This is a genomic window from Pseudomonas sp. MYb541 (assembly GCF_037479595.1).
Lineage (GTDB): Bacteria > Pseudomonadota > Gammaproteobacteria > Pseudomonadales > Pseudomonadaceae > Aquipseudomonas > Aquipseudomonas canadensis.
The window spans coordinates 19251-41215 of sequence record NZ_JBBGYS010000016.1 but is presented as its reverse complement, the minus strand read 5'-3'; the positions used below and the strand labels follow the sequence as shown (position 1 = coordinate 41215).

At 60.5% G+C, this 21965-nt stretch carries 24 protein-coding genes; 10 read left to right on the top strand and 14 right to left on the bottom strand.

What is annotated here, in order from left to right:
• Positions 1-84: 84 nt before the first annotated feature.
• Genes nadE through WH299_RS12090 form a run of 3 tightly spaced genes read right to left on the bottom strand, consistent with a single transcriptional unit; the run spans position 85 to position 2769 of the window.
• The gene (gene nadE, locus WH299_RS12100) at positions 85-891 is read right to left on the bottom strand and encodes an ammonia-dependent NAD(+) synthetase (RefSeq protein ID WP_122726272.1); all 807 of its coding nucleotides are present in this window, start codon (positions 889-891) and stop codon (positions 85-87) included.
• 1 nt (position 892) lies between these two features.
• Positions 893-2110: a nicotinate phosphoribosyltransferase gene (gene pncB, locus WH299_RS12095; protein WP_123476629.1), complete on the bottom strand. Its 1218-nt coding sequence runs from the start codon at positions 2108-2110 to the stop codon at positions 893-895.
• Positions 2111-2121: 11 nt separating this feature from the next.
• Complete coding sequence (locus WH299_RS12090; protein WP_028619815.1) at positions 2122-2769, bottom strand: nicotinamidase; 648 nt, start codon at positions 2767-2769, stop codon at positions 2122-2124.
• A 147-nt stretch (positions 2770-2916) separates the two neighbouring features.
• On the opposite strand from WH299_RS12090, the gene WH299_RS12085 reads away from it, so the two are divergent.
• Positions 2917-3609, top strand: a complete 693-nt coding sequence (locus WH299_RS12085; RefSeq protein ID WP_122726278.1) for an NUDIX hydrolase — start codon at positions 2917-2919, stop codon at positions 3607-3609.
• A 75-nt stretch (positions 3610-3684) separates the two neighbouring features.
• Here WH299_RS12085 and WH299_RS12080 read toward each other — a convergent pair whose 3' ends face one another.
• Both WH299_RS12080 and WH299_RS12075 read right to left on the bottom strand, forming a co-directional pair.
• The gene (locus tag WH299_RS12080; RefSeq protein WP_122726280.1) at positions 3685-4458 is read right to left on the bottom strand and encodes an L-iditol 2-dehydrogenase; all 774 of its coding nucleotides are present in this window, start codon (positions 4456-4458) and stop codon (positions 3685-3687) included.
• A gap of 18 nt (positions 4459-4476) precedes the next feature.
• Positions 4477-5736, bottom strand: coding sequence for an ABC transporter substrate-binding protein (locus tag WH299_RS12075; protein ID WP_236318746.1), 1260 nt, complete (start codon positions 5734-5736; stop codon positions 4477-4479).
• A gap of 261 nt (positions 5737-5997) precedes the next feature.
• Between WH299_RS12075 and WH299_RS12070 the strand changes: the two genes are divergently transcribed.
• From WH299_RS12070 to WH299_RS12060, 3 genes are all read left to right on the top strand, one after another.
• On the top strand, positions 5998-6936 hold the full coding sequence (locus WH299_RS12070; protein WP_123476620.1) for an AraC family transcriptional regulator: 939 nt from the start codon (positions 5998-6000) through the stop codon (positions 6934-6936).
• Positions 6937-7091: 155 nt separating this feature from the next.
• A complete protein-coding gene (locus WH299_RS12065) occupies positions 7092-8039 on the top strand; it encodes a nucleoside-specific channel-forming protein Tsx (RefSeq protein ID WP_122726284.1) in 948 nt (315 codons plus the stop codon).
• 14 nt (positions 8040-8053) lie between these two features.
• Positions 8054-9079 carry a purine-nucleoside phosphorylase gene (locus WH299_RS12060; RefSeq protein ID WP_339550352.1) on the top strand — a complete coding sequence of 342 codons (1026 nt, stop codon included), beginning with the start codon at positions 8054-8056 and terminating at the stop codon, positions 9077-9079.
• Positions 9080-9088: 9 nt separating this feature from the next.
• Here WH299_RS12060 and WH299_RS12055 read toward each other — a convergent pair whose 3' ends face one another.
• From WH299_RS12055 to WH299_RS12045, 3 genes are all read right to left on the bottom strand, one after another.
• The gene (locus tag WH299_RS12055; protein WP_339550351.1) at positions 9089-10048 is read right to left on the bottom strand and encodes a quinone oxidoreductase family protein; all 960 of its coding nucleotides are present in this window, start codon (positions 10046-10048) and stop codon (positions 9089-9091) included.
• 30 nt (positions 10049-10078) lie between these two features.
• Entirely contained in the window at positions 10079-10252 is a 174-nt protein-coding gene (locus tag WH299_RS12050; RefSeq protein ID WP_123476614.1) for a DUF1427 family protein, read from the bottom strand.
• 89 nt (positions 10253-10341) lie between these two features.
• Entirely contained in the window at positions 10342-11106 is a 765-nt protein-coding gene (locus tag WH299_RS12045; protein WP_123476794.1) for an AraC family transcriptional regulator, read from the bottom strand.
• Positions 11107-11252: 146 nt separating this feature from the next.
• Between WH299_RS12045 and WH299_RS12040 the strand changes: the two genes are divergently transcribed.
• Positions 11253-11525 (top strand): hypothetical protein, encoded by a 273-nt coding sequence (locus WH299_RS12040; RefSeq protein ID WP_339550349.1) that lies wholly within the window; start codon positions 11253-11255, stop codon positions 11523-11525.
• A gap of 29 nt (positions 11526-11554) precedes the next feature.
• Here WH299_RS12040 and WH299_RS12035 read toward each other — a convergent pair whose 3' ends face one another.
• The 3 genes from WH299_RS12035 to WH299_RS12025 form a co-directional block, all read right to left on the bottom strand.
• Positions 11555-11725 (bottom strand): metallothionein, encoded by a 171-nt coding sequence (locus WH299_RS12035; protein WP_016977247.1) that lies wholly within the window; start codon positions 11723-11725, stop codon positions 11555-11557.
• An 89-nt stretch (positions 11726-11814) separates the two neighbouring features.
• Entirely contained in the window at positions 11815-12267 is a 453-nt protein-coding gene (locus WH299_RS12030) for a DMT family transporter (protein WP_028619805.1), read from the bottom strand.
• 4 nt (positions 12268-12271) lie between these two features.
• The gene (locus WH299_RS12025) at positions 12272-12760 is read right to left on the bottom strand and encodes a DMT family transporter (protein ID WP_122726290.1); all 489 of its coding nucleotides are present in this window, start codon (positions 12758-12760) and stop codon (positions 12272-12274) included.
• 118 nt (positions 12761-12878) lie between these two features.
• Here WH299_RS12025 and WH299_RS12020 point away from each other — a divergent pair, with 118 nt between their 5' ends.
• Positions 12879-13811, top strand: a complete 933-nt coding sequence (locus WH299_RS12020; RefSeq protein ID WP_028619803.1) for a LysR family transcriptional regulator — start codon at positions 12879-12881, stop codon at positions 13809-13811.
• Between the two features lie 128 nt (positions 13812-13939).
• A complete protein-coding gene (locus WH299_RS12015; RefSeq protein WP_339550347.1) occupies positions 13940-14206 on the top strand; it encodes a type II toxin-antitoxin system Phd/YefM family antitoxin in 267 nt (88 codons plus the stop codon).
• A gap of 8 nt (positions 14207-14214) precedes the next feature.
• On the opposite strand, the gene WH299_RS12010 is transcribed toward WH299_RS12015, so the two are convergent.
• From WH299_RS12010 to WH299_RS12000, 3 genes are all read right to left on the bottom strand, one after another.
• Positions 14215-15534, bottom strand: a complete 1320-nt coding sequence (locus tag WH299_RS12010) for an Nramp family divalent metal transporter (protein WP_339550346.1) — start codon at positions 15532-15534, stop codon at positions 14215-14217.
• Positions 15535-15575: 41 nt separating this feature from the next.
• Positions 15576-17129 (bottom strand): DUF726 domain-containing protein, encoded by a 1554-nt coding sequence (locus tag WH299_RS12005; RefSeq protein WP_339550345.1) that lies wholly within the window; start codon positions 17127-17129, stop codon positions 15576-15578.
• Positions 17130-17232: 103 nt separating this feature from the next.
• Complete coding sequence (locus WH299_RS12000) at positions 17233-18030, bottom strand: AraC family transcriptional regulator (protein ID WP_028619798.1); 798 nt, start codon at positions 18028-18030, stop codon at positions 17233-17235.
• A 107-nt stretch (positions 18031-18137) separates the two neighbouring features.
• Between WH299_RS12000 and WH299_RS11995 the strand changes: the two genes are divergently transcribed.
• The 3 genes from WH299_RS11995 to asnB all read left to right on the top strand — a co-directional run bounded on the left by WH299_RS11995 (position 18138) and on the right by asnB (position 21913).
• The gene (locus tag WH299_RS11995) at positions 18138-18923 is read left to right on the top strand and encodes a crotonase/enoyl-CoA hydratase family protein (RefSeq protein ID WP_016977256.1); all 786 of its coding nucleotides are present in this window, start codon (positions 18138-18140) and stop codon (positions 18921-18923) included.
• An 80-nt stretch (positions 18924-19003) separates the two neighbouring features.
• On the top strand, positions 19004-19963 hold the full coding sequence (locus tag WH299_RS11990; protein ID WP_122726299.1) for a diiron oxygenase: 960 nt from the start codon (positions 19004-19006) through the stop codon (positions 19961-19963).
• 45 nt (positions 19964-20008) lie between these two features.
• The gene (asnB, locus tag WH299_RS11985; protein ID WP_339499994.1) at positions 20009-21913 is read left to right on the top strand and encodes an asparagine synthase (glutamine-hydrolyzing); all 1905 of its coding nucleotides are present in this window, start codon (positions 20009-20011) and stop codon (positions 21911-21913) included.
• Positions 21914-21965: the final 52 nt, after the last annotated feature.

Sequence of the window (21965 nt, the reverse complement as noted above, 5' to 3'; positions counted from 1 at the left end):
TTGAAACCATTTGTAGATAAGTCCAAGCAAACACGCCTCCTCCCAATCCCTGGCGATAGAGGTGTCAAAAATGCATTGCAAAAATCAAGGTGTAATCGGCAGCGCGCGTTTGTGCGCTGTCTTGCTGTACGCGCCCTCGACTACGGTTCTCACCCGCTCGCTCACCGGTTCGCCCATCAGGTAGGCGTCGATCTCTGCGTAAGTGCAGCCGTAAGCGTGTTCATCCAGCTTGCCCGGCACAAGCTCTTCCAGGTCGGCAGTCGGGTGTTTGTGCACCAACTTGTCGGGGGCGCCGAGGGCCGTGGCGAGCAGGCGCACCTGGGTTTTGGTCAGGCCCGACAGCGGTGCCAGGTCGCAGGCGCCGTCACCGAACTTGGTGAAAAACCCCATCAACGCCTCGGCGCCGTGGTCGGTGCCGACCACCAGGCCGTTGTGCAGGTTGGCCACGGCGTACTGGGCGATCATCCGTGCGCGTGCCTTGACGTTGCCCTTGATGAAATCGACATGGGTGGCGCTGGCTTCGGTGGCTGTCAGGCTGGCCATGAGTCCGTCGACGCTGGCGGCGATGTTGAGGGTGTCGATCTGGTCCGGGGTGATGAAGTCCAGGGAGGCCTGGGCATCGCTTTCGTCGGCTTGGATTTTGTAGGGCAGGCGCATGGCGATGAAGCGCGCGGCGTAGTCTTCGTCGCGCAGTTGCTCTACGGCCAACTGGCACAAACGGCCAGCCGTGAGGGAGTCAACGCCACCGCTGATGCCCAGTACCAACGCCTTGCTGCCGGAGCCGAGCAAGGTGGTCTTGATGAAATCTATGCGCCGTTGGATTTCCTTCGACTCACCGCCTTTGACCAGTTGCCGATTGATGTTCAGTTCCTGTGCGATACGTTCTTGCATGTCACACCTCCACGCTGCCGACATTGAACACTTGTGCTGCATACTGCAAAAACGAGGCGTCTTCGCAGACGTTCTTGATCGGGTCATCCGAGAATTTCACCACCGGTTCGCCGTGCACCCGCACCAGTTTCATCACGATGCTCAGCGGTTCGACGCCCTCCACATCGCAGGCCAGGCTGGTACCCATGCCAAAGCCGAATTTGGCCTTGCCACGCACGTGACGCAGGATCGGCAGGCATTTTTCGAAGTTCAGGCCGTCGGAGAACATCAAGTCCTTGGTCATCGGGTCGATGCCCAGCTGCTTGTAGCGCGCCAGCACCTTGTCAGCCCAGACGATGGGGTCACCGGAGTCCTGGCGCAGGCCGTCATACAGTTTGGCGAAGTAAAGATCGAAGTCCTTGAGGAAAAAGTCGGTGCTGATGCAGTCAGTCAAGGCGATGCCGAGACGGCCACGGTATTCGCGCACCCAGTTTTCCAGCGCGGCGTTCTGGCTTTCGCGCAGGCGGCCCAGTTGCTGGTGCACCATCAGCCATTGGTGCGCCATGGTGCCGATCAGCGGCAGGTCGAATTCGTAGGCCAGGTGCGCATTGCTGGTGCCGACGAACTGGCCGGGAAAGTCGCGGCGCATGATGTCGACCACTTCGCGCTGGGCCTTGAACGACAGGCGGCGCCGGGTGGAAAAGTCAGACACTCGCAGGTCGGCGAGTTCTTCGCGGCTGAGGTTTTTCTGCAGCCAGTCGAATTTCTGATAGAGCTTGCGGGTGACATCTTCCAGGGTCACGTCGGGGTATTTGTTGCGGTTGCGCAGCTCACTGACCAGGGCCAGGACCGGCTGTTCGAACATGATGCAGTGCAGCATCGGGCCGACCACGCGGATGTTGAGTTGGCCGTCGATTTCGCTGACGTGGATGTAGCGCAGATTGAAGCGGAACAGACCGAGGAATCGCTCGTAGTCCGGGGTGAGGTATTCGCGAAAGCGTGGATTGAACAGAAAGCGCAGCTCACCTTCGCGCATACGCAGGCTGGCGAGTTGCTCCAACTCGGCACGGATTTCGGGAATCAGGTGGCCGAGCTTTTCCTTGGACCGCACGATGAAGTTGTACTCCACATCGACATTGGGGTACTGGTGCAACACGGCCTGCATCATGGTGAAGGTGTAGTAGTCGGTGTCGAGCAACCCCTGGATAACGGGCGTTTCGTAGTCGTAGGCACTTTCCATGGTATGTCTCCTTAACGCGCGGCCATCGCGGCCAGTTCTTCGCGGGTGCTGCTGATGACGGCACCGGCCTTGAGCAACTCGTTGACCGCCTGTACACCGCCCTCCTGCGTAATGCCTCTGCACGCCGGCAAGTGCAGAACCACTTCCAGGCCAGCCTTGAGCAGTTGCAATGCGGTGGTCTTGACGCAGTAGTCCAAAGCCAGGCCGCCGACGATCACGCGGGTCACGCCCTGGGCTTTCAGGTACTCGATCACGCCGGTAGACAGTTTGTCGTGCAGGTCGTGGTAGCAGGCGCCGTAGGGGTGCAGGTCGGGTTCGACGCCTTTCCAGATGAAGTAGTCGTAGTCATAAGGCGTAGGCAATTCGTCGAGCAAGGTGAAACCCTCGGTGCCGGGTACGCAATGGCTGACCCAGGTCACATCGGCGTGGGTCAGGCCGGTGGCTTGCAGCATCTCGCTGTGCTGCGACACCACCCAGGGTGCATGCGGGGTGTGAGCGTCTTTGCTGCCGACGCGATGGCCGGCCAGACTCGCCATGTAGTTGAGCTCGGCACCAATCTGGTCGCCGCCGGCCACAGGCAATTCGTTGGGGCACAGCGGCGTGAAGCTTTTCTGGGCGTCTACGTCGAATGAAGCGATGGCGGATATCGAGAGGGTCATGGTGGTTCTCCTGTGGCCTGGAAACAAAAGTACACGTCATGTACTTTCATTGCAAGAAACATCTGGTTATCTATCCTGGAGCAAGTCCATGACATATCTGCTCGATTCGTTAGACTGTGCGTCATCGCTGTCTAGAAGGACGTCAACATGCCCCTGAGCCCCTACCTCCACACCGTCGACCTGTGCGTATTGTTTTATTGCCGCGCCTCCGGGGAATTGAAATTGCTGCTGAACAAACGCGACGCCGAGCCCTTCGCCGGGCACTGGGCGCTGCCGGGCGTGGTGGTGAATGGCGGCGTGCAAGATCTGAGCCTCAAGGACGCGGTGGAGCGCTTGCGCGCGAGTGACAAGGTAGGACTTGATCTGGCCTGGAGCGAGCAAGTGGGCACGGTGGGGGATGCGTTTCGTGATCCGCGCTGCTGGTCATCGTCCACTTACTACCTGGCGATCGTGGCGGATGAGGTAGAGCTGGGTGAGCATCAGGCCTGGTTTTCACTGGCGGGGGTGGCGGATGGCAGCATCAAGCTGCCGTTCGATCACAACAGCATCGTGGCCGCCGTGCAGGAACGCTTGTTTTCCAAATCGCTGTACAGCAGCTTGCCGCTGATGTTCCTGGGCGATGAGTTCAGCGCGCCGGAAGCGACCATGATCTTTTCCCTGGTGCTGGCGCGGCCGGTATTGAAGACCAGTATTCGCCAGCGCTTGCTGAAGCTGACTGAGGCGGGGTACCTGCGCGAGACGGGGCGCAAGAAAAATGGTGAAGGCGGCAGGCCCCAGGCGACGGTGGCGGTTCTAAAACCTGGAGAAATCTACTTCTTCGACCGCAGTTTTGCCGAATAGCCTCTATTCAAGAAACGAAGAAAATCAAATGTGGGTGCTGGCTTGCCTGCTCCCACATTTTGATCGGTGCATGGCTTAACTCATCCAGTTGCCGCCATCGACGTTGTAAGTCTGGGCCACCACGTAGTCGGACTCTTTCGAGGCCAGGAACACCGCCATCCCGGTCAAGTCCTCCGCCGTACCCATCCGCCCAAAAGGTACTTCGCCCCCGACCCGCTTTTTCTTCTCGCCAGGCGCCAACCCCTCATGCTTGGCAAACAATGCGTCCACCCCATCCCAATGCTCGCCATCCACCACACCCGGTGCGATGGCGTTGACGTTGATCCCGTGCTTGATCAAATTCAACCCCGCCGATTGCGTCAAACTGATCACCGCCGCCTTGGTCGCGCAGTAGATCGCCACCAACGGCTCGCCGCGGCGTCCGGCCTGGCTGGCCATGTTGATGATCTTGCCGCCGTGGCCCTGGCTGATCATCTGCCGCGCGGCGGCCTGCAAGGTGAAGAGCGTGCCGGCGACATTAATCGAAAACAGCCGTTCGTAGCTGTCGCGGGTGATGTCGACAATGGGCGCCAGGTCGAACAGCGCGGCGTTGTTGACAAGGATATCCAGCTTGCCAACCTGGGCGACCACAGCGGCAATCGCGCCGTCGATGGACGCCTGGTCGGTGACATCCATGGCGACGGCATACGCCTGTGGGCCCAGCTCAGCCGCGGTGGCCTGAGCCCGTTGCAGGTCGATGTCGGCGATGGCCACGGTGGCGCCCTCGGCGATGTAGGCCTGGGCAAAGGCGCGGCCGATGCCACGCGCCGATCCGGTGATCAGCGCGCTCTTGCCTTCAAGTCGTTTCATGAAATAGTCCTGTTGAAGTTATTTCGGGTAGCCGGCGCGTTTCATTTCGCGCTCGGTGGTGGACTGGGCTTCCAGCAGGGCCTGGTCAACCGACATGCCACCGGTCAGCGCCGCAGAGAACAGCTTGCCGACCGAAGTGCCAATGGCCTGGAACTCGGGAATGGTCACGTACTGGATGCCCACGTACGGCACCGGCTTGGCCGAAGGGTGCGCGGGATCGGCGTGCTTCATCATTTCAAGGGTCACCTGGGCGAATGGGGCAGCCTTCAAGTACGCCTCGCTGTAGGTAGATTGTCGAGTGCCTGGCGGTACGTTGGTGATGCCTTCTTTATCAGCGACCAGTTGGATGTACTCCTTGGACGTCGCCCAACTAATGAAGGCCTTGGCAGCGTCCTTGTGCTTGGACGTGGCCGGAATTGCCAGGGACCAGGCATACAGCCACGAAGAACCTTTATCGGTGACTTCGGTAGGCGCGGCAGCGAAACCGACGCTGTCGGCGACCTTGCTCTGGCTTTTGTCGGTGGTGAAGGAACCGGCGACGCTGGCATCGACCCAGATCGCGCATTTGCCGCTGTTGAACAGCGCCAGGGTTTCGTTGAAACCATTGCTGGACACACCCGGCGGGCCGTATTGCTTGAGGGTGTTGACATAGAAGTTGGCGGCCGCCGTCCACTCGGGGCTGGTCAGCTCGGGCTTCCACTGCTCGTCGAACCAGCGTGCACCAAAGGCATTGGCCATGGTGCTCAGCAAGGCGATGTTCTCGCCCCAACCGGCCTTGCCGCGCAGGCACATGCCGTATTGGCCCTTGTCCTTGACGGTAAGCTTGGCGGCGAACTCGCCGAGCTGCGTCCAGGTAGGATGCGCGGGCATGCTCAACCCGGCCTGCTTGAACAGGTCGGTGCGGTAGTAGGTGACGGTGCTTTCGCCGTAGAACGGCAAGGCGTACAGGGTGTTGTTGACCGACAGGCCCTGGCGTACCGAGGGGAAGATATCGTCGGCGTCATAATCGGCCGGCAGTTGGGTCAGGGGTTCCAGCCAGTGCTTGGCGCCCCAGAGTGGGGTTTCGTAGGTGCCGATGGTCAGCACGTCGAACTGCCCGCCTTGGGTAGCGATATCGGTGGTGAGGCGCTGGCGCAGCACGTTTTCTTCCAGCACCACCCAGTTGAGCTTGATGTCCGGGTGCTGCGCTTCGAACACCTTGGACAGGCGCTGCATGCGGATCATGTCGCTGTTGTTGACCGTGGCGATGGTCACGGTGTCGGCGGCGTGGCTGGGCATGGCCAGCGTCAGGCTGGAAAGCAGGAACAACGCTTGCGGGAGCTTGGACATAGCGGTTTCTACCTGTTGTTTTTGTTGTTGAGGGCCGATTACAGCAGCTTGGCCAAGCCCCCACAAACGCCTGGAGGATGGGCGACTGATACTTTTTTAACCTGGATATGAAAGTTAAAAAAGTATCAGTGCCAGGCAAAACCAGGGGTAGCGCGCCCATGACTGAGGCGCGTATTTTGGAGCGATTCCAAGAATCATAAGAATCCCGCCATGCCCATCAGCCGCGCCAAGCTGTTCGAGCACCGCCCCGCCGAACTCGAAGTGATCCTGCCCGAGCCGGACCACTGCTTCCGATGGTTCGAACATGACTACCCCTACGACCTGGCGCGCTGGAACCACCATCCCGAATTTGAAATCCATCTGATCCGCCAAGGCAGCGGCAAACTGGTCGCGGGCGACTACATTGGTGCGTTCAGTGCCGGGCATGTGGCCCTGATTGGCCCCGACCTGCCCCACGACTGGATCGGTGAACTCGCCCCCGGCGAATACCTGAGCGGGCGCGATGTGGTGTTGCAATTCGACGGTGCCGCCCTCCTCGCCCTGCGCAAGACCCTGCCGGAACTCGGTGACCTGCAACCGCTGTTCGAGCGTGCCCGGCGCGGGCTGGAATTCACCGGCGACACCGCGTTGCAGGCTGCGCACTTGATGGAAGCCATCGGCGCCGCCCACGGCCTGCAGCGCTTGATCCTGTTCCTGCAACTGCTCGACACCCTGAAGAACGCCCCGACACAACAGGCCAAGGCCCTGGCCAGCCCGTGCTATGCACCGACGTTGGATGCACGCAGCGCCGAACGCATCAACAAGGCGTTCGACTATCTGATGCGCGAGCTGACCGGCGATGTACGCCTGTCGGTGATCGCGCAACAGTTGGAGATGAGCGAGCCGGGCTTCTCACGCTTCTTCAAGCGCAACACCGGCCATGGCTTCATCGACCTGATGCGCAAGTTCCGTGTGCAGCGCGCCTGCCGACTGCTGTTGCAAAGCGACATGTCGGTGGCGGACATCTGCTTTGAAGTGGGCTACGCCAACCTGTCGAATTTCAACCGGCACTTCCGTATCGAAATGCACCAGACGCCGAGTGACTATCGACGGGAAACAGCGATGCACCTGTTCCAACGCATTGAAAAAATGACACCCAATCAATTCTGACCAAAAGGTCGACTAAATCCCGTTTTTTTCAATTTGATCAACCCATTGAGCAAACTTGGTACAGCCTGTGCAAACGTTTGCGGTACGAACTTGCCTGCCAAGTTCACCCTTGCCCGGAGAATCGGGTTCAAACCGCGTACGAATAGGGATTTTCAATGCACTCCACCTCAAGGCGTCCTGCCTCCTTTGGTGTTTCCTTGCTACTGGCCGCCGTTACGGGAGTACTCAGCGCCCCCATTTTGGCGCAGGAAAAACCCGTGGATGACTCAGCACAGGGCGAAACCCTCAGCCCGGAAGCCAGCCCGGCGAAAAAAGGCGCGTACCTGTCGGAATGGTTCAACCAGGACCTGACATTGATTGGCAGCAAAGACATCAGCTTCGGCCCCAAGCCACAGGATGATGTCTACCTGGAATACGAGTACTTCGGCCGCAAAGGGCCGTTCGAGTTGTACGGCTATGTCGACGTGCCGAAGATCCTCACCATCGGTAACAGTAATGACAAAGGCGTGTGGGACCATGGCTCGCCGGTGTTCATGGAGCACGAACCGCGTATCTCCATCGACTACCTGGCGGGCCGTAGCCTGGCCTTCGGCCCGTTCAAGGAATGGTATGTAGCGTTCGACTGGATCTACGACCATGGCAGCCGCAAGGAAAACCGCGCCAACACCTTATACAGCGGCCTCGGCACCGACATCGACACCCATTCGCGGGTGAACCTGTCGGCCAACTTCTACGGGCGCTACCAGTGGGAAAACTACGGCGCCAGCAATGAATATTCATGGGATGGCTACCGTGCGCAGATGAAGTACATCGTGCCCATCGGCAAATTCGATAACGGCGCCTCGCTGACCTACATCGGCTTCACCAACTACGATTTCGGCTCCGACCTGCACAAGGACAACCCGGCGCGCACCGCCAACTCGCTGGTCGCGACCAATGTGCTGCTGTACTCGTTCACCCACCTGCGTTTCACCCTGGTCGGCCGTTACTTCCATAACGGCGGCAACTGGGAAGACGGCAGTGAGCTGAATTTCGGCGAAGGCAACTTCCGCGCCCGTTCCGACGGCTGGGGTTACTACGCCGGCGTGGGCTACCAATTCTGATAGAGGAGCTTTAGATGAACGCGTTTACACGTTTCTCCATGGCGGTCGGCCTGGCGCTGCTGCCCCACGTGGTGCTGGCCGATACCGCACCGATCAAACCCAAGGTGATGCTGATCACCATGTTCGCCCCTGAGGCGCAAACCTGGATCGATCGCCTGGAACTCAAGCAGGAAGTCCGCGTGCCAGGGCTGTCCGCCGAATACCCGGTGATCCGCTGCAACACCCAGGACGTGTGCCTGCTGGTCACTGGCATGGGCCAGACCAACGCCGCCGCGTCCACGCTGGCCTTGGCCTTGTCGCCCAAATTCGACCTGCGCAAGAGCTATTTCCTGATCGCCGGGATCGCCGGCATCAGCCCCAAGCACGGCACCATCGGCACCGCAGCCTGGGCCCATTATCTGGTGGAATTCGGCACCCAGTGGGAGCTGGATTCACGGGATGCGCCCAAGGATTGGCCGACGGGCTATATCGGCATCAACACCAAAGGTCCCAACGAAAAACCACCGTTGGACTACAAGACCGAAGTGTTTGAGCTGAACCCCAAGTTGCAGGCCAAGGCGTTTGCCTTGTCACAAAAAGTGGAGCTGACCGAAAGCAAGGAGTCCGCCGCCTGGCGTAAACACTACCCCGCCGCCCCGGCCAATCAACCGCCGCAAGTCACCCGCTGCGACACCCTGGCGGGCAACACCTGGTTTTCCGGTACACGCCTGAGCGAACGCGCCGAAGTCTGGACCAAGTTGCTGACCGACAACAAAGGCGAATACTGCACCACCCAACAGGAAGACAACTCCACCTACGAAGCCCTGCTGCGCGCCAGTCGCGAAGGTCTGGTGGATATCCAGCGCCTGGCGGTGGTACGTGCAGGCTCGGACTTCGACCGTCCGTACCCTGGCTACAGCGAAGTGGACAACCTGCTGAAGTACGCGGATCAGGGCGGTTTTGTGCCGGCGCTGGAAAACCTGTACCGCACGGGCAACCCGTTGGTACAGGCGATCCTCAAGAATTGGTCGGCGTGGGAGAACGGTGTTCCCGAGGCCTGACCGTCAGGATCAAGGCAGGAAGATGATTTTGTCTGCGCTGCCTTGATTCACGGCTTCATAGCACTGCACCCCATCGGCCAGCGTCACTTCACGCAGGCCGGTGGGCAACGGCAACAAGCCCTCATCAAAGAAACGCCCGAACTGCTCCAGCATCACCGCGCATTGCTCGCAGTTGTAGAGCAACGAATTGATCCCCACCACCGAGCCGCCTTTGCGATACAGCGCCAGGGCCGGCAGTTGTACATGACCGTCCACCGGCGCGGCGATGATCGCGATGCGACCGAACGGCGCCAAACCTGCAACGGCCGCCGGCAGCCAGAAACCGGTGGTGTCGAAGATCACATCAGCGCCGCCCTTGAATACCGCATTGACCTGCGCACCGAGCTCTTCCGGTTTGCCTAAGGTAATCGCTTCACAACCTTGCGCCTGTAATACCTCGACCTGCTCTGGCCGACGTACAGCGGCCAGCACCTGGGCGCCACGGATTTTTGCCAGGGCCAGGGTGGCGCTGCCCACCGCGCCATTGGCACCGATCACCAACAGACGCGTGCCTTGGGTCACACCACTGCGCTCGAGGGCGTCCCAGGCGGTGGTATAGGGCACACCGAGGCTGGCGGCCTGGGCAAAACTCAAATGGCTGGGCTTATGCGCCACGCCCTTGGCCGGCACAGTGAGGTACTGGGCGTGGGAACCGTCGGCAAAAAAACCCAGGTCACGGCCAGTGCCCCAAACCTCTTGGCCCAGCAGTTCCTGCGGCCCCTCCACCACCACACCGGCAAAATCACGACCGGGAATGCGCGGCAAAGTGGTGTAGGGAAAGCGACCAAGCACGTTTTTGACGTCACTGGGGTTAAGGCCGGCGGCCTTGACCTGCACCAGTACGTCACCGGGGGCCGGCAACGGGGTGGCGACATCAACGAAGCGCAGGGCGGCGAGGTCGCCGGTGGCGGAAAATTGCAGTGCTTTCATGGCCAATATCCATCGAAGTGAAAAAAGAGATCAGGAGAACCAAGTGCCCACCAGGTGTCGCCCCATGGGCCAGAGCTTTTCACCCAGCAGCATGCCCATCAGGCCCACCAGGGCGATGGCCGGCGGTGCGGGCGAACGGAAATCCAAGGCGCCATAGATCACGCCGACAAACAGGCCGATGGCGAGGGAAATCAGGTAGTTCATGGGGGTAGCGCCTTGTGGATGGATGCGCCCAGTGTAGAGAGCACGCTCCTGGAGCATCGGCCAAGTGCTTCAGAATTTCGGCCAACTCCTCAGCCGACGTACTGCGAAGGCGCTATACCGAGTTCGCGGCGGAACATGTCGCTGAAACTGCTGGGGGAATAGCCAAGGGAACGCGCGATGGCACTGACCGGCTGGCCCTGGATCAACTCCGCCACCGCCGTGGCCAGTTGCACCTGGCGGCGCCATTCGGCAAAGCCCATGCCCAGGTTGTTCTGGAACAGCCGCGACAAGGTACGCACACTGGCCCCGGCGGCTTCGGCATGCTGTTCGAAAGCAATCTCCAGCGATGGCGCAGCCATGACCGCCTGGCACGCACTGATCAGTCGACGGTCGGCATCCACCGGCATCGCGATGCGGATCTGCGAGCGGCGCGCCCGCTGCAATTCCAGCAAGGCCAGGCTGACCACGGCGTCGTAATACGCTGCATCGCCGTTATCGCCCTGCTCCACCAGTGTGACGATCAGTTCACGCAGCAACCCACCGACCTCGATCACCTGCACCTGGCTGTCCAATGTGGCCGCCAGTGCCGGACGCAAGTAGATATTGCGCATCTGCAAATCCGACACCACGCGAATCCCGTGTTCCACCCCGGGCGGCAGCCAGACGGCACGCTGCGGCGGCACCACCAAGGCTTCGCGCGGCGTCTCGACCCACATCACGCCGCTCATGGCGTAGAGCAATTGGCCCCAGTCATGGCTATGGGGCTCAACGTACAGTCCACGCGGATAGGTACGCGCCAAGGGCTGCACGGGGACGGCGTGATCACTGAGGTCGGGAGGCGCAGCCAGGGCCATGATGTACACATCAATCAAGGGTGAGAAGCCATGGTAATGACCACCGTTCGACAATCCGAGTGAATTTTTGCGGGCCACGGAGATCATTGGCTTATACCGGCGCAGCTCGGAAGCGTGCGCTACAGGCTTGATCAAGGAGAGAGACGATGAATTCAACACCATCGATCAACGGCATGGCACGGATCGATTACACCCAAGACACCCTGTTCGGGCCGGTTACCCGGCATGTCGAATGCCAAATGAGCTTGCAACACCAAGCGGGTGGGACGGTACTGAAAGTGTTTCAACCGTTGCCGGAGGATCTACGTGATGCGCAGACAGTGGTGTTTGCGCTGGAGGGACGACGTACCCGTGGCGTGGTGAAGCATCGTCGACACCTGGCCGACCATAGCCTGCGGCTCGAACTCGAACGCCAATAGGAGCCGGCTGGCCGGCTCCCGCAAACACGTCAACCTTTGGCGGATTTGGCGCACTCGCACCCGGTAGCCGCCGCACACGGCTCACCATGCGCATGGTGCTCCGCACAGCCCTGACAGCAATAGCCCTTGCCGTCCTTCATTACCGCGTCAGCTCCCAGCACACACTTGCAGTGTGGGCAGGCACAGGTCTTATCTGGCATGGTCAGACTCCTTTTTCTTGGTCGTCCCGGTGCGGCGGGCGCCGGCACCTTAATGAGTGACTGCGGCCCGTCAGCGATGGTTCAAACCGTCAGTCGGCGCGGGTATTGCTGCGGTACATGAACACCAGCGCCAGGGCCAGGCAGACCATCGCTACAATCCGCGCACCCGACAATTCAATCGCCGGATTGCCCAGCCAACCGAAGTTGTCGATCAGCATGCCCATGCCCAATTGCCCGACGATCACCGCCACCGTCGCCACCGCCGTGCCGACGACAGGCACCGCGCCGACCATCACCATCATATACACCACACCGAACAAGGCCCCCGTGAGTTGCCATTTCGGCACATCCAGCAAGCTCACCGCCTGGGCGGGTTCAAAGAACAGGATCAACAACGCAGTGACAATCGCGCCCACCCCAAAGGTCACCAGGCTGCCGCGCAATACACCCACCGTCTGGCCCAGGCGACCATTGATGGCAGCCTGCACACTCAACACCGCACCTGCGGCGACTACCACTACCAGTAACAGAATCAGGTTCATCGCCTTAACCTCGCGCAATCAAAACAAGTGCCACCACAATCAGCGCCAGGGCAATCCAGCGTTCGCCATTGACCCGCTTGCGCGCCGCACCAAACCAGCCGAAATGATCGATCAGCACGCTCTTGCCGACTTGCCCCGAAAGAATCGCGATCATGGTCATCGCAATGCCGATATGTGGCGTGGCCAGGGTCAGCACCACCACGTAGATCGGCCCCAGCAAACCGCCGATCAACTGCCAGCGAGGCAACTCGGACAACGCCGGGCCCTTTTGCGGGCCACTGAACAGCAGCAGTAGAAACAGGATGGCCGAGCCCACACCAAAGATGCTCAGCGTCGCCCACAAATGCCCCACCTGCACACCCAATGGCCCGAGCAGGCCCGCTTCAACCGACAAACCCATGCCAGCCAAGATCACCAGCGGCAAAAGCAGTAGCCGCAGGACGTTTTTTTTTGGCTTGGCTAACGCCACGCCCTCGATGGAACTTGCTTGCATACACCACCTGCACATCAACAAAGGAATGGATGGCGAGCATTATCCGGTGGCCGTCCTGTGCGATAAATGGGAGCATACCAACAACACCTTTGCGCAAAACGCACAGCCTGGAGGCACGATGCAAGGCTTGAATGAACTGAGCTTCAAGGCGCTGCGCCTATTTGTCGCCGTACTGGACTTGGGCAGCTTTTCCGAAGTGGCGCGCCGAGAGGGCCTGGCGCCCTCTTCTATCTCCCGGCAGATCCAGCTGATGGAACAGGCCCTCGGCCAGCAACTGCTCTACCGGCACACCCGCGCCGTCAGCCCTACCGAAGCCGGGCGCTTGCTCGGGCGACATGCGCGGTTGATGCTGGAACAACTGGAAGCCGCCGGCCAGGCGCTGCAGGAACAGGAAAGCGAACCCAGCGGCCTGGTGCGCATCAATGCGCCGATGGTGTTCGGCCAGCGCCATCTCTCTCCTTGGCTGGGCGAGTTGTGCCGGCGTTACCCGAAGCTGCAACTGGATATCCAGCAAACCGACACCTATGTCGACCCGCTGCAAGACGGCACCGACCTGCTGTTCCGCATCGGCGTGCTCAACGACTCCAGCATGCAGGCGCGCATCTTCGCCCCTCAACGCTTCCGCATCGCCGCCAGCCCGGCCTACCTGGCCCGACACGGCGCACCGCAACATCCTGACGAACTGATCAACCACCAGTGCCTGGCCTACAAAGGCATTACCGGCCAGCAACGCTGGTTTTTCCGCAAGGGCCAGGGCGACTGGACACCTTATAGCGTCAAGGGCCCGATCACCGGCAACCATGCCGACACGCTCACCTACGCCGCCGAGCAGGGGCTGGGGCTGGTGGTGTTTCCGTCGTGGTTGATCGGCGACAGTTTGCGTGCGGGCGCTTTGCGGGCAGTGCTGACGGAGTACGACGTGGCGACAACATTGGAGCCGCAGCAGATTGCGGCACTGTGGCCGGGGAGCCGGCGCTTGTCGCTGAAGGTGCGGACGGTGATTGATTATTTTGTGGAATGTTTTGGAGGGGTGCCGTATTGGGATCGGTGACTTAGGCAGACGCGTCACTGAAGGCATTTCCCACTGCAAAAAGTAGTTCCGGTCTGATTTTACTGGCCAGTATTTTTGCGCTCAGAGCGTTGCGACAGACTGAGGCAACTTCCACGATGGAGAGAGCCATGAAACCGACATGCGTAGAAATTACGGTCACGCTAGATCAAGCCGAGGCAGACTTTTCAAACCTGGTTCATCAAGCCAGTGCCGGGCAACCCATAACGATCACCCAGCATGGACCTGCACTAGCTAGGCTCATCGCCATAGAACCCTCACCTCAGCCGCGGATCGGCGCGATGAAAGGTAAATGGGTAATACCTGAAGACTTTGATGCACTACTTCCGGAGGATACGCTGAATGCATTTGAACGAAGGTCTTTTTACCCAACCTGAACTGCCACTCAGAACACCCACTGCCCAATCAACCAGGCATTCGCCCCACTGATCACCGCAAACAGAAACCACGCCAGCAAGCGTGTCGGCAACCGATTCACGAACGGCCCCATCAGTTGCTTGTCACCGGTCATGCGGATCAGCGGATACAGCGCGAACGGCAACTGCAGGCTGAGCACCACCTGGCTGAGGATCAGCAATTTGCCGATGGCATCGTCGCCCATCAGCCATACCCCCAGGAACGCAGGGATCAGCGCCAGGCCACGGGTGATCAAACGCCGCTGCCAGCAGGGAATACGCAGGTTGAGGTAGCCCTCCATGATCACCTGCCCGGCGATGGTGCCGGTAAAGGTGGAGCTTTGCCCGGAGGCCAGCAAGGCAATGCCAAACAGAATACTGGCGAAGGCACCACCAACCAGCGGATCAAGCAGGTGGTAGGCATCCTGTATCTCGACCACGTCAGTGTGGCCGGTCTTGTGGAAGGCTGCGGCAGCGAGCACCAGGATCGCGGCGTTGACCAACAGCGCCAGCGCTAGCGAGCCAATGGTGTCGATACGCGCCAGCTTGACCGCGTCCTGTTTGCTGGCCAGATCCTTGCCGATCAGGCGGGTTTGCACGATGGAGCTGTGCAGGTAGAGGTTATGAGGCATCACCGTGGCACCGAGGATGCCGATGGCCAAATACAGCGGTGCAGCATCGCTGATGGCCGACAGTGACGGGGTGAAACCACTGAACACGTCCGGCCAGTAAGGTTTGATCAGTACCAGCTCGATGAAGAAACACACGCCGATAGTTGCTACCAGCGCCAGCATGATCGCTTCCAGGCGGCGGAAACCCCGATTTTGCAGGGCCAGGATCAGCAGCGTGTCGAAGGCGGTTATGACAATGCCGGTGGTCAGCGACACCCCGAGCAGCAGGTGAAAGGCCAGGGCACAGCCGAGTACTTCGGCGAGGTCGGTGGCAATGATGGAGATTTCCGCAAGCACCCACTGGGTGCGTGCGGATCGCTTGCTGTAGCGCTCGCGGCACAGTTGCGCCAGGTCTTTTCCGGTGGCAATGCCCAACCGCGAGCACAGGCACTGCACTGCCATCCCTGCCAGGCTGGCCAGCAGCACCACAAACAACAGGTTGTAACCGTAGCGCGAGCCGGCCTCGATGGCCGTGGCCCAATTGCCGGGGTCCATGTAGCCGATGGAGATCAGCAGCCCAGGCCCGGCAAACATGAGGATGCGTTTGAAAAACGAAGCGTTGGGATCAACGGCAACAGAACCGGCCACTTCCGGCGGGCAGAACGGGGCGGTAGCGATTTTTGGCAGGCTGAGTTTCACGCGGTATCCCAGGCAAACACACTCGATAGAGACGCAGCTTATCAGTCGGATGCGACCGTGCGCATCACCGTCTCCCGCGGCAAGTCGAACGCTTCGACCACTTGCACCACCAGGTCCATCTCCTGGTTCAACGCTTCACGCTCCATGCGCTGGCGGATCACACCTATCACAAGCACCGCCAGGGTGGTGATTGAATACGCCGGGCCGGAAAACGCCCGGACCCCGCTCACCAGCAGCATCGCTGCGGCCAGTGCCTGGCCCACTACCGGGATGGCCGTGGCCGCGCCACGACGCAGGATAAAACCGGTCAACCCGGCGAGCGCCGTGCCGCTCAACGCGGTGGTCGCCGATCGGCCGACATCGAAACGGTTGAACAAGCCCTGCTCCTTTTGCGCGGCGGCCTTGAGTTCGGCGTCGAACACCTGGCGATCGGCGTTGCTGAGTTTGTCCTTGTACTGCTCGATGAGCTTTTCGGCGACCTGGGCTTCAAGGTCGGCCAATTCGACGGTATTGAGCGGCTCATCGAACTTGATACCCAGCCGCTGCACCACATCTTCGGCGATCTGGCGGTAACTCACGCCGTGGCCACGGGCCAGGTTCATAAAGGTATCGCCGCCCATGCGCTGCAACTCGATGGCCAGCTTGAGCGGCTCGCGCACTGTGGCGTCGATAGTCGCACTGCGCTTTTGCGCCATCAGTTCAGCGAGAAACTTCAACTCCTCGGGCCGCGCCTGCACCAGCGCCGGAAACAGCTCCGCGTCCTCTTCGGCAAAACGCACCTGCGGGCTGCGCTGGTCGGAGCGGATCATGCCGCGCCGCTCGTGCAACAGGTCGGTGTACTGCACCACCGTCTGCAACTGAGGCCAGTAGGCGGCATGATCGAAGGTCGCCAAGTGCACGTTGGTGACCTTGGCCTTGAGCGCCGGCGTCACCGGGATCGCATAGCGGCCGATGCAACGCTCGGTATCCGGTTTCAGGGCCAGCGCCCAGTCTTTGCTGGAGTGGCAATTGATCACGCGCCCGTTGAGCGGCGCCGATACATCATCCCACGGACTCGACGTGCAGATCGCCCCGCCCATCAACAGCAGATTGTCCAATGGCAGTTCACGGGCGGTCTCGGGATTGGCGAGCAGGCTTTTGACCAGAATGCGTGCGCCAAGGGAATGGCCAATCAGGTTGATACGCCGGACTGCCAGGGACTCGCCGTGCAGGTAATTGGCCAATTCGGGCAGCAAGCTCCTGGCGACCTCGTCTACCCGTGCCTCGACGCTTTTGTAGTGATCGAGGAAATACGCAATTGCCTTGCCCACCCCGACAGTCGCCGCGCCCAGGCTGCCGCCGCCAAGCATTGCGCCGATCACATCCTTGAACGGTGCAAACAGGTTCTCCAGGAAATGCCCCGCCGGCCAGAACAGCATCAGGTTGGTGGAGCCTTCGACGCCCGCCAACTGCGCCTTGAAGCTGCCCAGCTGTTGTCGGTTGAAGAACGCCGAATAACCGTGGACATAGAGATTAAGCACATCGCCCTGGGGCTCACCACACATCAAGAACGTGGGCTTGCGGGTGCGGTGCATTTCATCCCACTGGTGCTGCATGGGGCAATGACTCCTGGTGACAAGGGACGGCGATAGTAACAAAGGGCGGGGTTCAACGTCGTACCGCTGGGGGAAAATGCACCGCATTGGCCTCTTCGTCCTTTCAGAACAGGGAGGCGGCCTTGGACTTGGCCAGGTAGCGCGCCGGTGAATCGCCCAGATTGCGGCGGAATACCGAAGTGAACGCGCTGGAACTGCTGAACCCCAACTCGAACGCCACATCGGTGATGGACGAGCCATGACTGAGCCGCGCCGTCGCCTCCAACAGGCAAACCTGCTGGCGCCAGGACACAAAGGTCATGCCCGTGCATTCACGGAAGTTACGAGTGAAGGTGCGTCGGCTCATGCTCGACCAGTCGGCCATCTCGCAGATGGAGATCTTCTGCGTCGGGGCTTCGAGAAAGCGCTGACAAGAACGGGCCAGACGTGCTTCGGAGGGCAACGGCGCACTGAGGGGCAACTCGGGCATGGCGCCGATTTCATCGATCAACAGGGTCAGCACGCAGCGATCGCGAACACTGGGCGAGGCCGATGGCCCAATCGCCAGCGCCGCTTCCAGGAGATGGCGCAACAGCGGCGAGACGCCAAATACCTGGCAATAGTCCTGCAACCCTGCGCGCCGGGCCGCGTCGTCGTCCAGGTAAGTATTGAGCATCACCACATCACCTCGCATGTGCATCTCATGGGAGACGCCGCCTGGCACCCAGATCGCGCGCTGCGGCGGTACGACCCAGTTACCAAGGTCAGTGAACATTTTCAGCGCACCAGTGGACGCATAAGCGAACTGCCCACGGCGATGGGTATGCCGTGGAAACACCGTGCCGGACGGGTACTCGCGCAGCGTCACCACCGCTTCGGGGCTGTCGGGTTCGTACGGGGAATAAGTGAAGGTCGGCGGCATGGCCCGATTTTGTCAAAGTATGACCTGACATAGCAAGCGGGCCACTACTCTGCCACCTAGAATCGTCGCTCCCCAAGTTGGGTTCATCTCGAAGGGATATTCGGAAAATGAGTGTCAAAAACTACTTGGACGTACGAGTAGACGGCGCCGTTCTGATGGTGGGTCTCAACCGCCCGCAGAAGCGAAACGCCATGTCTCTGGAAGTCATGCACGAACTGCGCGATACCTTCACCAATATGCCTGAAGGCATTGGTGCCGCCGTGCTCTACAGCACCAGCCAGCATTTCTGCACGGGGCTGGACTTGTCGGAGATCCGCGACCAATCGGTCATCGACAACGTCCAGGCCTTCCGCGAATGGCACAAAACCTTTGAACTGATCCAGTTCGGCAAGGTGCCCGTCGTCGCCGCCATTACCGGTGCCGCCATCGGTGGTGGCCTGGAAATCGCCACGGCCTGCAGCCTGCGCGTGGTGGATGACAGCGCCTTCTTCTCGCTGCCCGAGGCGATGCGTGGCCTGTACGTCGGCGTCGGCGCCTCGGTGCGCTTCCCACGCATCGCCGGCATCGCCCTGATGACCGACATGATGCTCACCGGCCGCACGCTCTACGCCAAGGAAAGCTATGAGCGCGGCGTAGCCCAGTACCTGGTGCCGGTCGGCCAGGCGGTACTCAAGGCCACCGAGTTGGCGCACAAGATCGCCGGCAACCTGCCCATGACCAACTACGCGGTAACCCACGTGCTGCCGCGCATTGTCGATCAAAGCCAGCAGGACGGCCTGATGACGGAAGCCTTGATTGCTGCCGTGGTGTCTTCGGACATCCGCACACAGGATCGCCTGGCGGACTTCCTGGATCGCAAGAAGGACAAGATCCAGACCGCGCCAGCGGTGTAACTCCCGGTCGTGAACGTTGCCGAGCGCACCTCGGCAAACCATGGATGGCCTTCACAACTCACTATCAACCCGGTGAAACCATGTTTCAGCACAGCACTCAAGACGATCTTTATCGCAGCAATGACGCGACCGATGAACGATTGATCAAAATCGAACGCAGCTGGCACAAACGCGCACAGATCAAGCTCGATTCCCAACGGCCGGATATCCAGCTTGACCTGCAGGCGCCGGACTTTCTCGAGGCCCTGTTACCTTTCGCCCATGATCCGCATTACCAGCACTACCCCCACGCCCTGAAACTGCTGATCCTGTCGGCCGGCTGGGTGATCTATAACCAGAAAACCATCGCCATCGAAACCGAAATCATTTGCCCGTCCTGCATCGACCTGCTGCAGTTGGGCCCGCGCCTGAGCTCCGCCAGCGCCGCGACGATTTCCGAAACCCTGGCGGATGAGGCTTATCACACGCTGTTTTCGATCAACATGTGTGAGCTGGCAATTACCCAGCGTGGCATGCGCATCAAATGGCCGGAGCTGGAACTGACCCGCCACCTGAACCAGGCCCAGGCCACCTTGTCCGAAGCGGATTTCAAGATCTACCGCCTGGCCTTCTCGCTGGTCTCGGAAACGTTTATCAGCGACTACCTGGCCGACCTCAGCGACGCGCCGGAGATCCAACCGGTGTTTCGCCATGTGGTGGCCCTGCACAAAAAAGACGAGCTGGTGCACAAGCACATCTTCCCGCTGTTCGTGCAGCAGGTGGTCGGAGACTTCACCGCGCAGCAAACCGCCTTGTTCACCCGCGGCATCGCCAACTCCATCCGGATCTTCCCGATGCGCGAGATTTCGGCGTGGCGAATCATCCTGCCGCAACTGCTCGAAGTGTTCGGCGACCAATCGCTGCTACTACCGACTCAATTTACCGAGACCGGCGAAGCGGACTACTCGGCCATGCCCGAGATCCTCAGCTCCATTGGCATACACCCCGACGCGGTGCTGCCTGAGCTGCCAGCGATGAGCGAACCGGTCACCACCGTTTGAAACCAGCGTGCTGCTGATCAATACAAATTCAATAGAGTAATTGTCATGTGTGGATACATTGGCGTCTTTGCCAAACAACCTCGTGCGTTCAACCCGAACATGTTCGATGCCGCCCTGCGTGCAATCCATCATCGCGGCCCGGACAGCTCCAGCCAATGGTTCGACCCCCAAGGCCAGGCCGCCTTTGGCTATGTGCGCCTGGGACTGGTCGGCCTGGGTAACGGCACCCAGCCTATCGTGGCCGACGAAGGCGACTTGGTGATGATGGTCAACGGCGAGTTCTATGACTATCAACGCATCCGCGCCGAACTGGAGAGCGATGGTTGCCGCTTCAAGACCTCGTCCGACAGCGAAATCGCCATGCACCTGTACCGCCGCCATGGCGTACGCGGCCTCAAGCAACTGCGCGGCGAGTTCACCATCCTGATCTTCGATCGGCTGCGCAAAAAGCTGTTTGCCGTGCGTGACCGGGTGGGCGTCAAGCCGCTGTACTACACCGAGCATGAAGGTGCCTGGTACTTCGCCTCCGAAATCAAAGCCTTGCTAGCAGCCGGTGTACCCGCGCAGTGGGACCACGAAGCCTACGCCAACCGCGGTTTCATCCTGCGCGACCGGACTGTGTTCAACAATATTCGCAGCGTGAAACCAGGTTGCTGGATCATCGCCGATGAAAGCGGCCTGCAAACCGAACAGTACTGGGACTGGGACTTCCCGGATGCCCAAGCCACCGAACAGCGCAGTGAAGCCGAGATGATCGAGTCCCTGCGCAACACCATCGAAGAGTCCGTACGCCTGCGCCTGCATGCCGATGTACCGGTCGGTGTGTGCCTGAGTGGCGGTCTCGACTCGTCGGCCATGCTCGGCATCGCCACCGAGCTGACCGGCCAGCCATTGCAGGCGTTTCACTTGTCGTTCGAAGGCGAGCAGGCCTACGACGAACGCCAGTACGCCGAAGTGGCCGCACGGCATAACCGTGCCCACCTCAATGTGCTGTCGGTGAACTCCTCCGACATGGCGGACAACTTCGAAAATGCCCTGTGGCACGCCGAAATGCCCTTCGCCAACGCTCACAGCGTGGCCAAGTACCTGCTGTGCAAATACGTGCAGAACCAGGGCATGCGCGCCGTACTCACTGGTGAAGGTGCCGACGAAGTCTTCGGCGGCTACCCGCACTATCGTCGCGACATGGTGTTGTACAACCACGAAAACCAGGACCCGACGGCGATCGCCGAACTCACCCGACGCCTGCATGCCAGCGAAGATCGCTACCTGCCCGGCGGCAAAAATGATGTGAAATGGGTGCAGGACGAACTGGGCCATGGCGTGTCCTGGCTGCAAACCCAGTCGGCGCTGTTCGGCCCCCTGGCGCAGTTGTACAGCGATGACTTCCGTGAGCGTTTCAGCAATACCGATGCCTATCGCGAGTTCTACGATCGCCTGAGCCCACGGGCGCTCAACGGCTGGGAGCCGGTCAACCGTTCCCTGTATATGGTGGCCAAGTCCAGCCTGCCCAACGTGGTGCTCACCTCCCTGGGCGACCGCATGGAAATGGCCGGCAGCCTGGAAGGTCGACCACCGCTGCTCGATCACCAAGTGATTGAGGCCGCGTGCCGCCTGCCAGTGAACATGAAAGTGCGCGGCGCCACCGAGAAATACGCGTTGCGCGAAGCCATGCGCCCTTACGTGCCCCAGGCTGTGCTGGACCGCAAGAAGCAGTACTTCCGCGCCCCGCCGGCATCCGAAAGCCCGCAATCGAAGCTGTATGAAATGATCAACGACGTGTTGAGCGGCCCGGCATTGAGTAACGTACCGTTCTTCGACCCGCGTAAAGTACGCGCCTTGCTGGCAACCCTGCCAAGCTTGTCCACCGCCCAACGCGCTTCGGCAGACAACCTGCTGATGGAAATCGCCGGGCTGTGCCTGATGCAAAAACGCTTCGCCTTGAACTGACTTCCCGGCGGCACCTCGCGATCGCGGTGTGCCGCCTGACCCAAGGAGGGTC

Excerpts from the sequence above, each read along its gene's own strand:
- nadE (WP_122726272.1), bottom strand. The coding sequence starts at position 891 with ATGCAAGAACGTATCGCACAGGAACTGAACATCAATCGGCAACTGGTC.
- pncB (WP_123476629.1), bottom strand. The coding sequence starts at position 2,110 with ATGGAAAGTGCCTACGACTACGAAACGCCCGTTATCCAGGGGTTGCTC.
- WH299_RS12090 (WP_028619815.1), bottom strand. The coding sequence starts at position 2,769 with ATGACCCTCTCGATATCCGCCATCGCTTCATTCGACGTAGACGCCCAG.
- WH299_RS12085 (WP_122726278.1), top strand. The coding sequence starts at position 2,917 with ATGCCCCTGAGCCCCTACCTCCACACCGTCGACCTGTGCGTATTGTTT.
- WH299_RS12080 (WP_122726280.1), bottom strand. The coding sequence starts at position 4,458 with ATGAAACGACTTGAAGGCAAGAGCGCGCTGATCACCGGATCGGCGCGT.
- WH299_RS12075 (WP_236318746.1), bottom strand. The coding sequence starts at position 5,736 with ATGCCCAGCCACGCCGCCGACACCGTGACCATCGCCACGGTCAACAAC.
- WH299_RS12070 (WP_123476620.1), top strand. The coding sequence starts at position 5,998 with ATGCCCATCAGCCGCGCCAAGCTGTTCGAGCACCGCCCCGCCGAACTC.
- WH299_RS12065 (WP_122726284.1), top strand. The coding sequence starts at position 7,092 with ATGCACTCCACCTCAAGGCGTCCTGCCTCCTTTGGTGTTTCCTTGCTA.
- WH299_RS12060 (WP_339550352.1), top strand. The coding sequence starts at position 8,054 with ATGAACGCGTTTACACGTTTCTCCATGGCGGTCGGCCTGGCGCTGCTG.
- WH299_RS12055 (WP_339550351.1), bottom strand. The coding sequence starts at position 10,048 with ATGAAAGCACTGCAATTTTCCGCCACCGGCGACCTCGCCGCCCTGCGC.
- WH299_RS12050 (WP_123476614.1), bottom strand. The coding sequence starts at position 10,252 with ATGAACTACCTGATTTCCCTCGCCATCGGCCTGTTTGTCGGCGTGATC.
- WH299_RS12045 (WP_123476794.1), bottom strand. The coding sequence starts at position 11,106 with ATGGCCCTGGCTGCGCCTCCCGACCTCAGTGATCACGCCGTCCCCGTG.
- WH299_RS12040 (WP_339550349.1), top strand. The coding sequence starts at position 11,253 with ATGAATTCAACACCATCGATCAACGGCATGGCACGGATCGATTACACC.
- WH299_RS12035 (WP_016977247.1), bottom strand. The coding sequence starts at position 11,725 with ATGCCAGATAAGACCTGTGCCTGCCCACACTGCAAGTGTGTGCTGGGA.
- WH299_RS12030 (WP_028619805.1), bottom strand. The coding sequence starts at position 12,267 with ATGAACCTGATTCTGTTACTGGTAGTGGTAGTCGCCGCAGGTGCGGTG.
- WH299_RS12025 (WP_122726290.1), bottom strand. The coding sequence starts at position 12,760 with ATGCAAGCAAGTTCCATCGAGGGCGTGGCGTTAGCCAAGCCAAAAAAA.
- WH299_RS12020 (WP_028619803.1), top strand. The coding sequence starts at position 12,879 with ATGCAAGGCTTGAATGAACTGAGCTTCAAGGCGCTGCGCCTATTTGTC.
- WH299_RS12015 (WP_339550347.1), top strand. The coding sequence starts at position 13,940 with ATGAAACCGACATGCGTAGAAATTACGGTCACGCTAGATCAAGCCGAG.
- WH299_RS12005 (WP_339550345.1), bottom strand. The coding sequence starts at position 17,129 with ATGCAGCACCAGTGGGATGAAATGCACCGCACCCGCAAGCCCACGTTC.
- WH299_RS12000 (WP_028619798.1), bottom strand. The coding sequence starts at position 18,030 with ATGCCGCCGACCTTCACTTATTCCCCGTACGAACCCGACAGCCCCGAA.
- WH299_RS11995 (WP_016977256.1), top strand. The coding sequence starts at position 18,138 with ATGAGTGTCAAAAACTACTTGGACGTACGAGTAGACGGCGCCGTTCTG.
- WH299_RS11990 (WP_122726299.1), top strand. The coding sequence starts at position 19,004 with ATGTTTCAGCACAGCACTCAAGACGATCTTTATCGCAGCAATGACGCG.
- asnB (WP_339499994.1), top strand. The coding sequence starts at position 20,009 with ATGTGTGGATACATTGGCGTCTTTGCCAAACAACCTCGTGCGTTCAAC.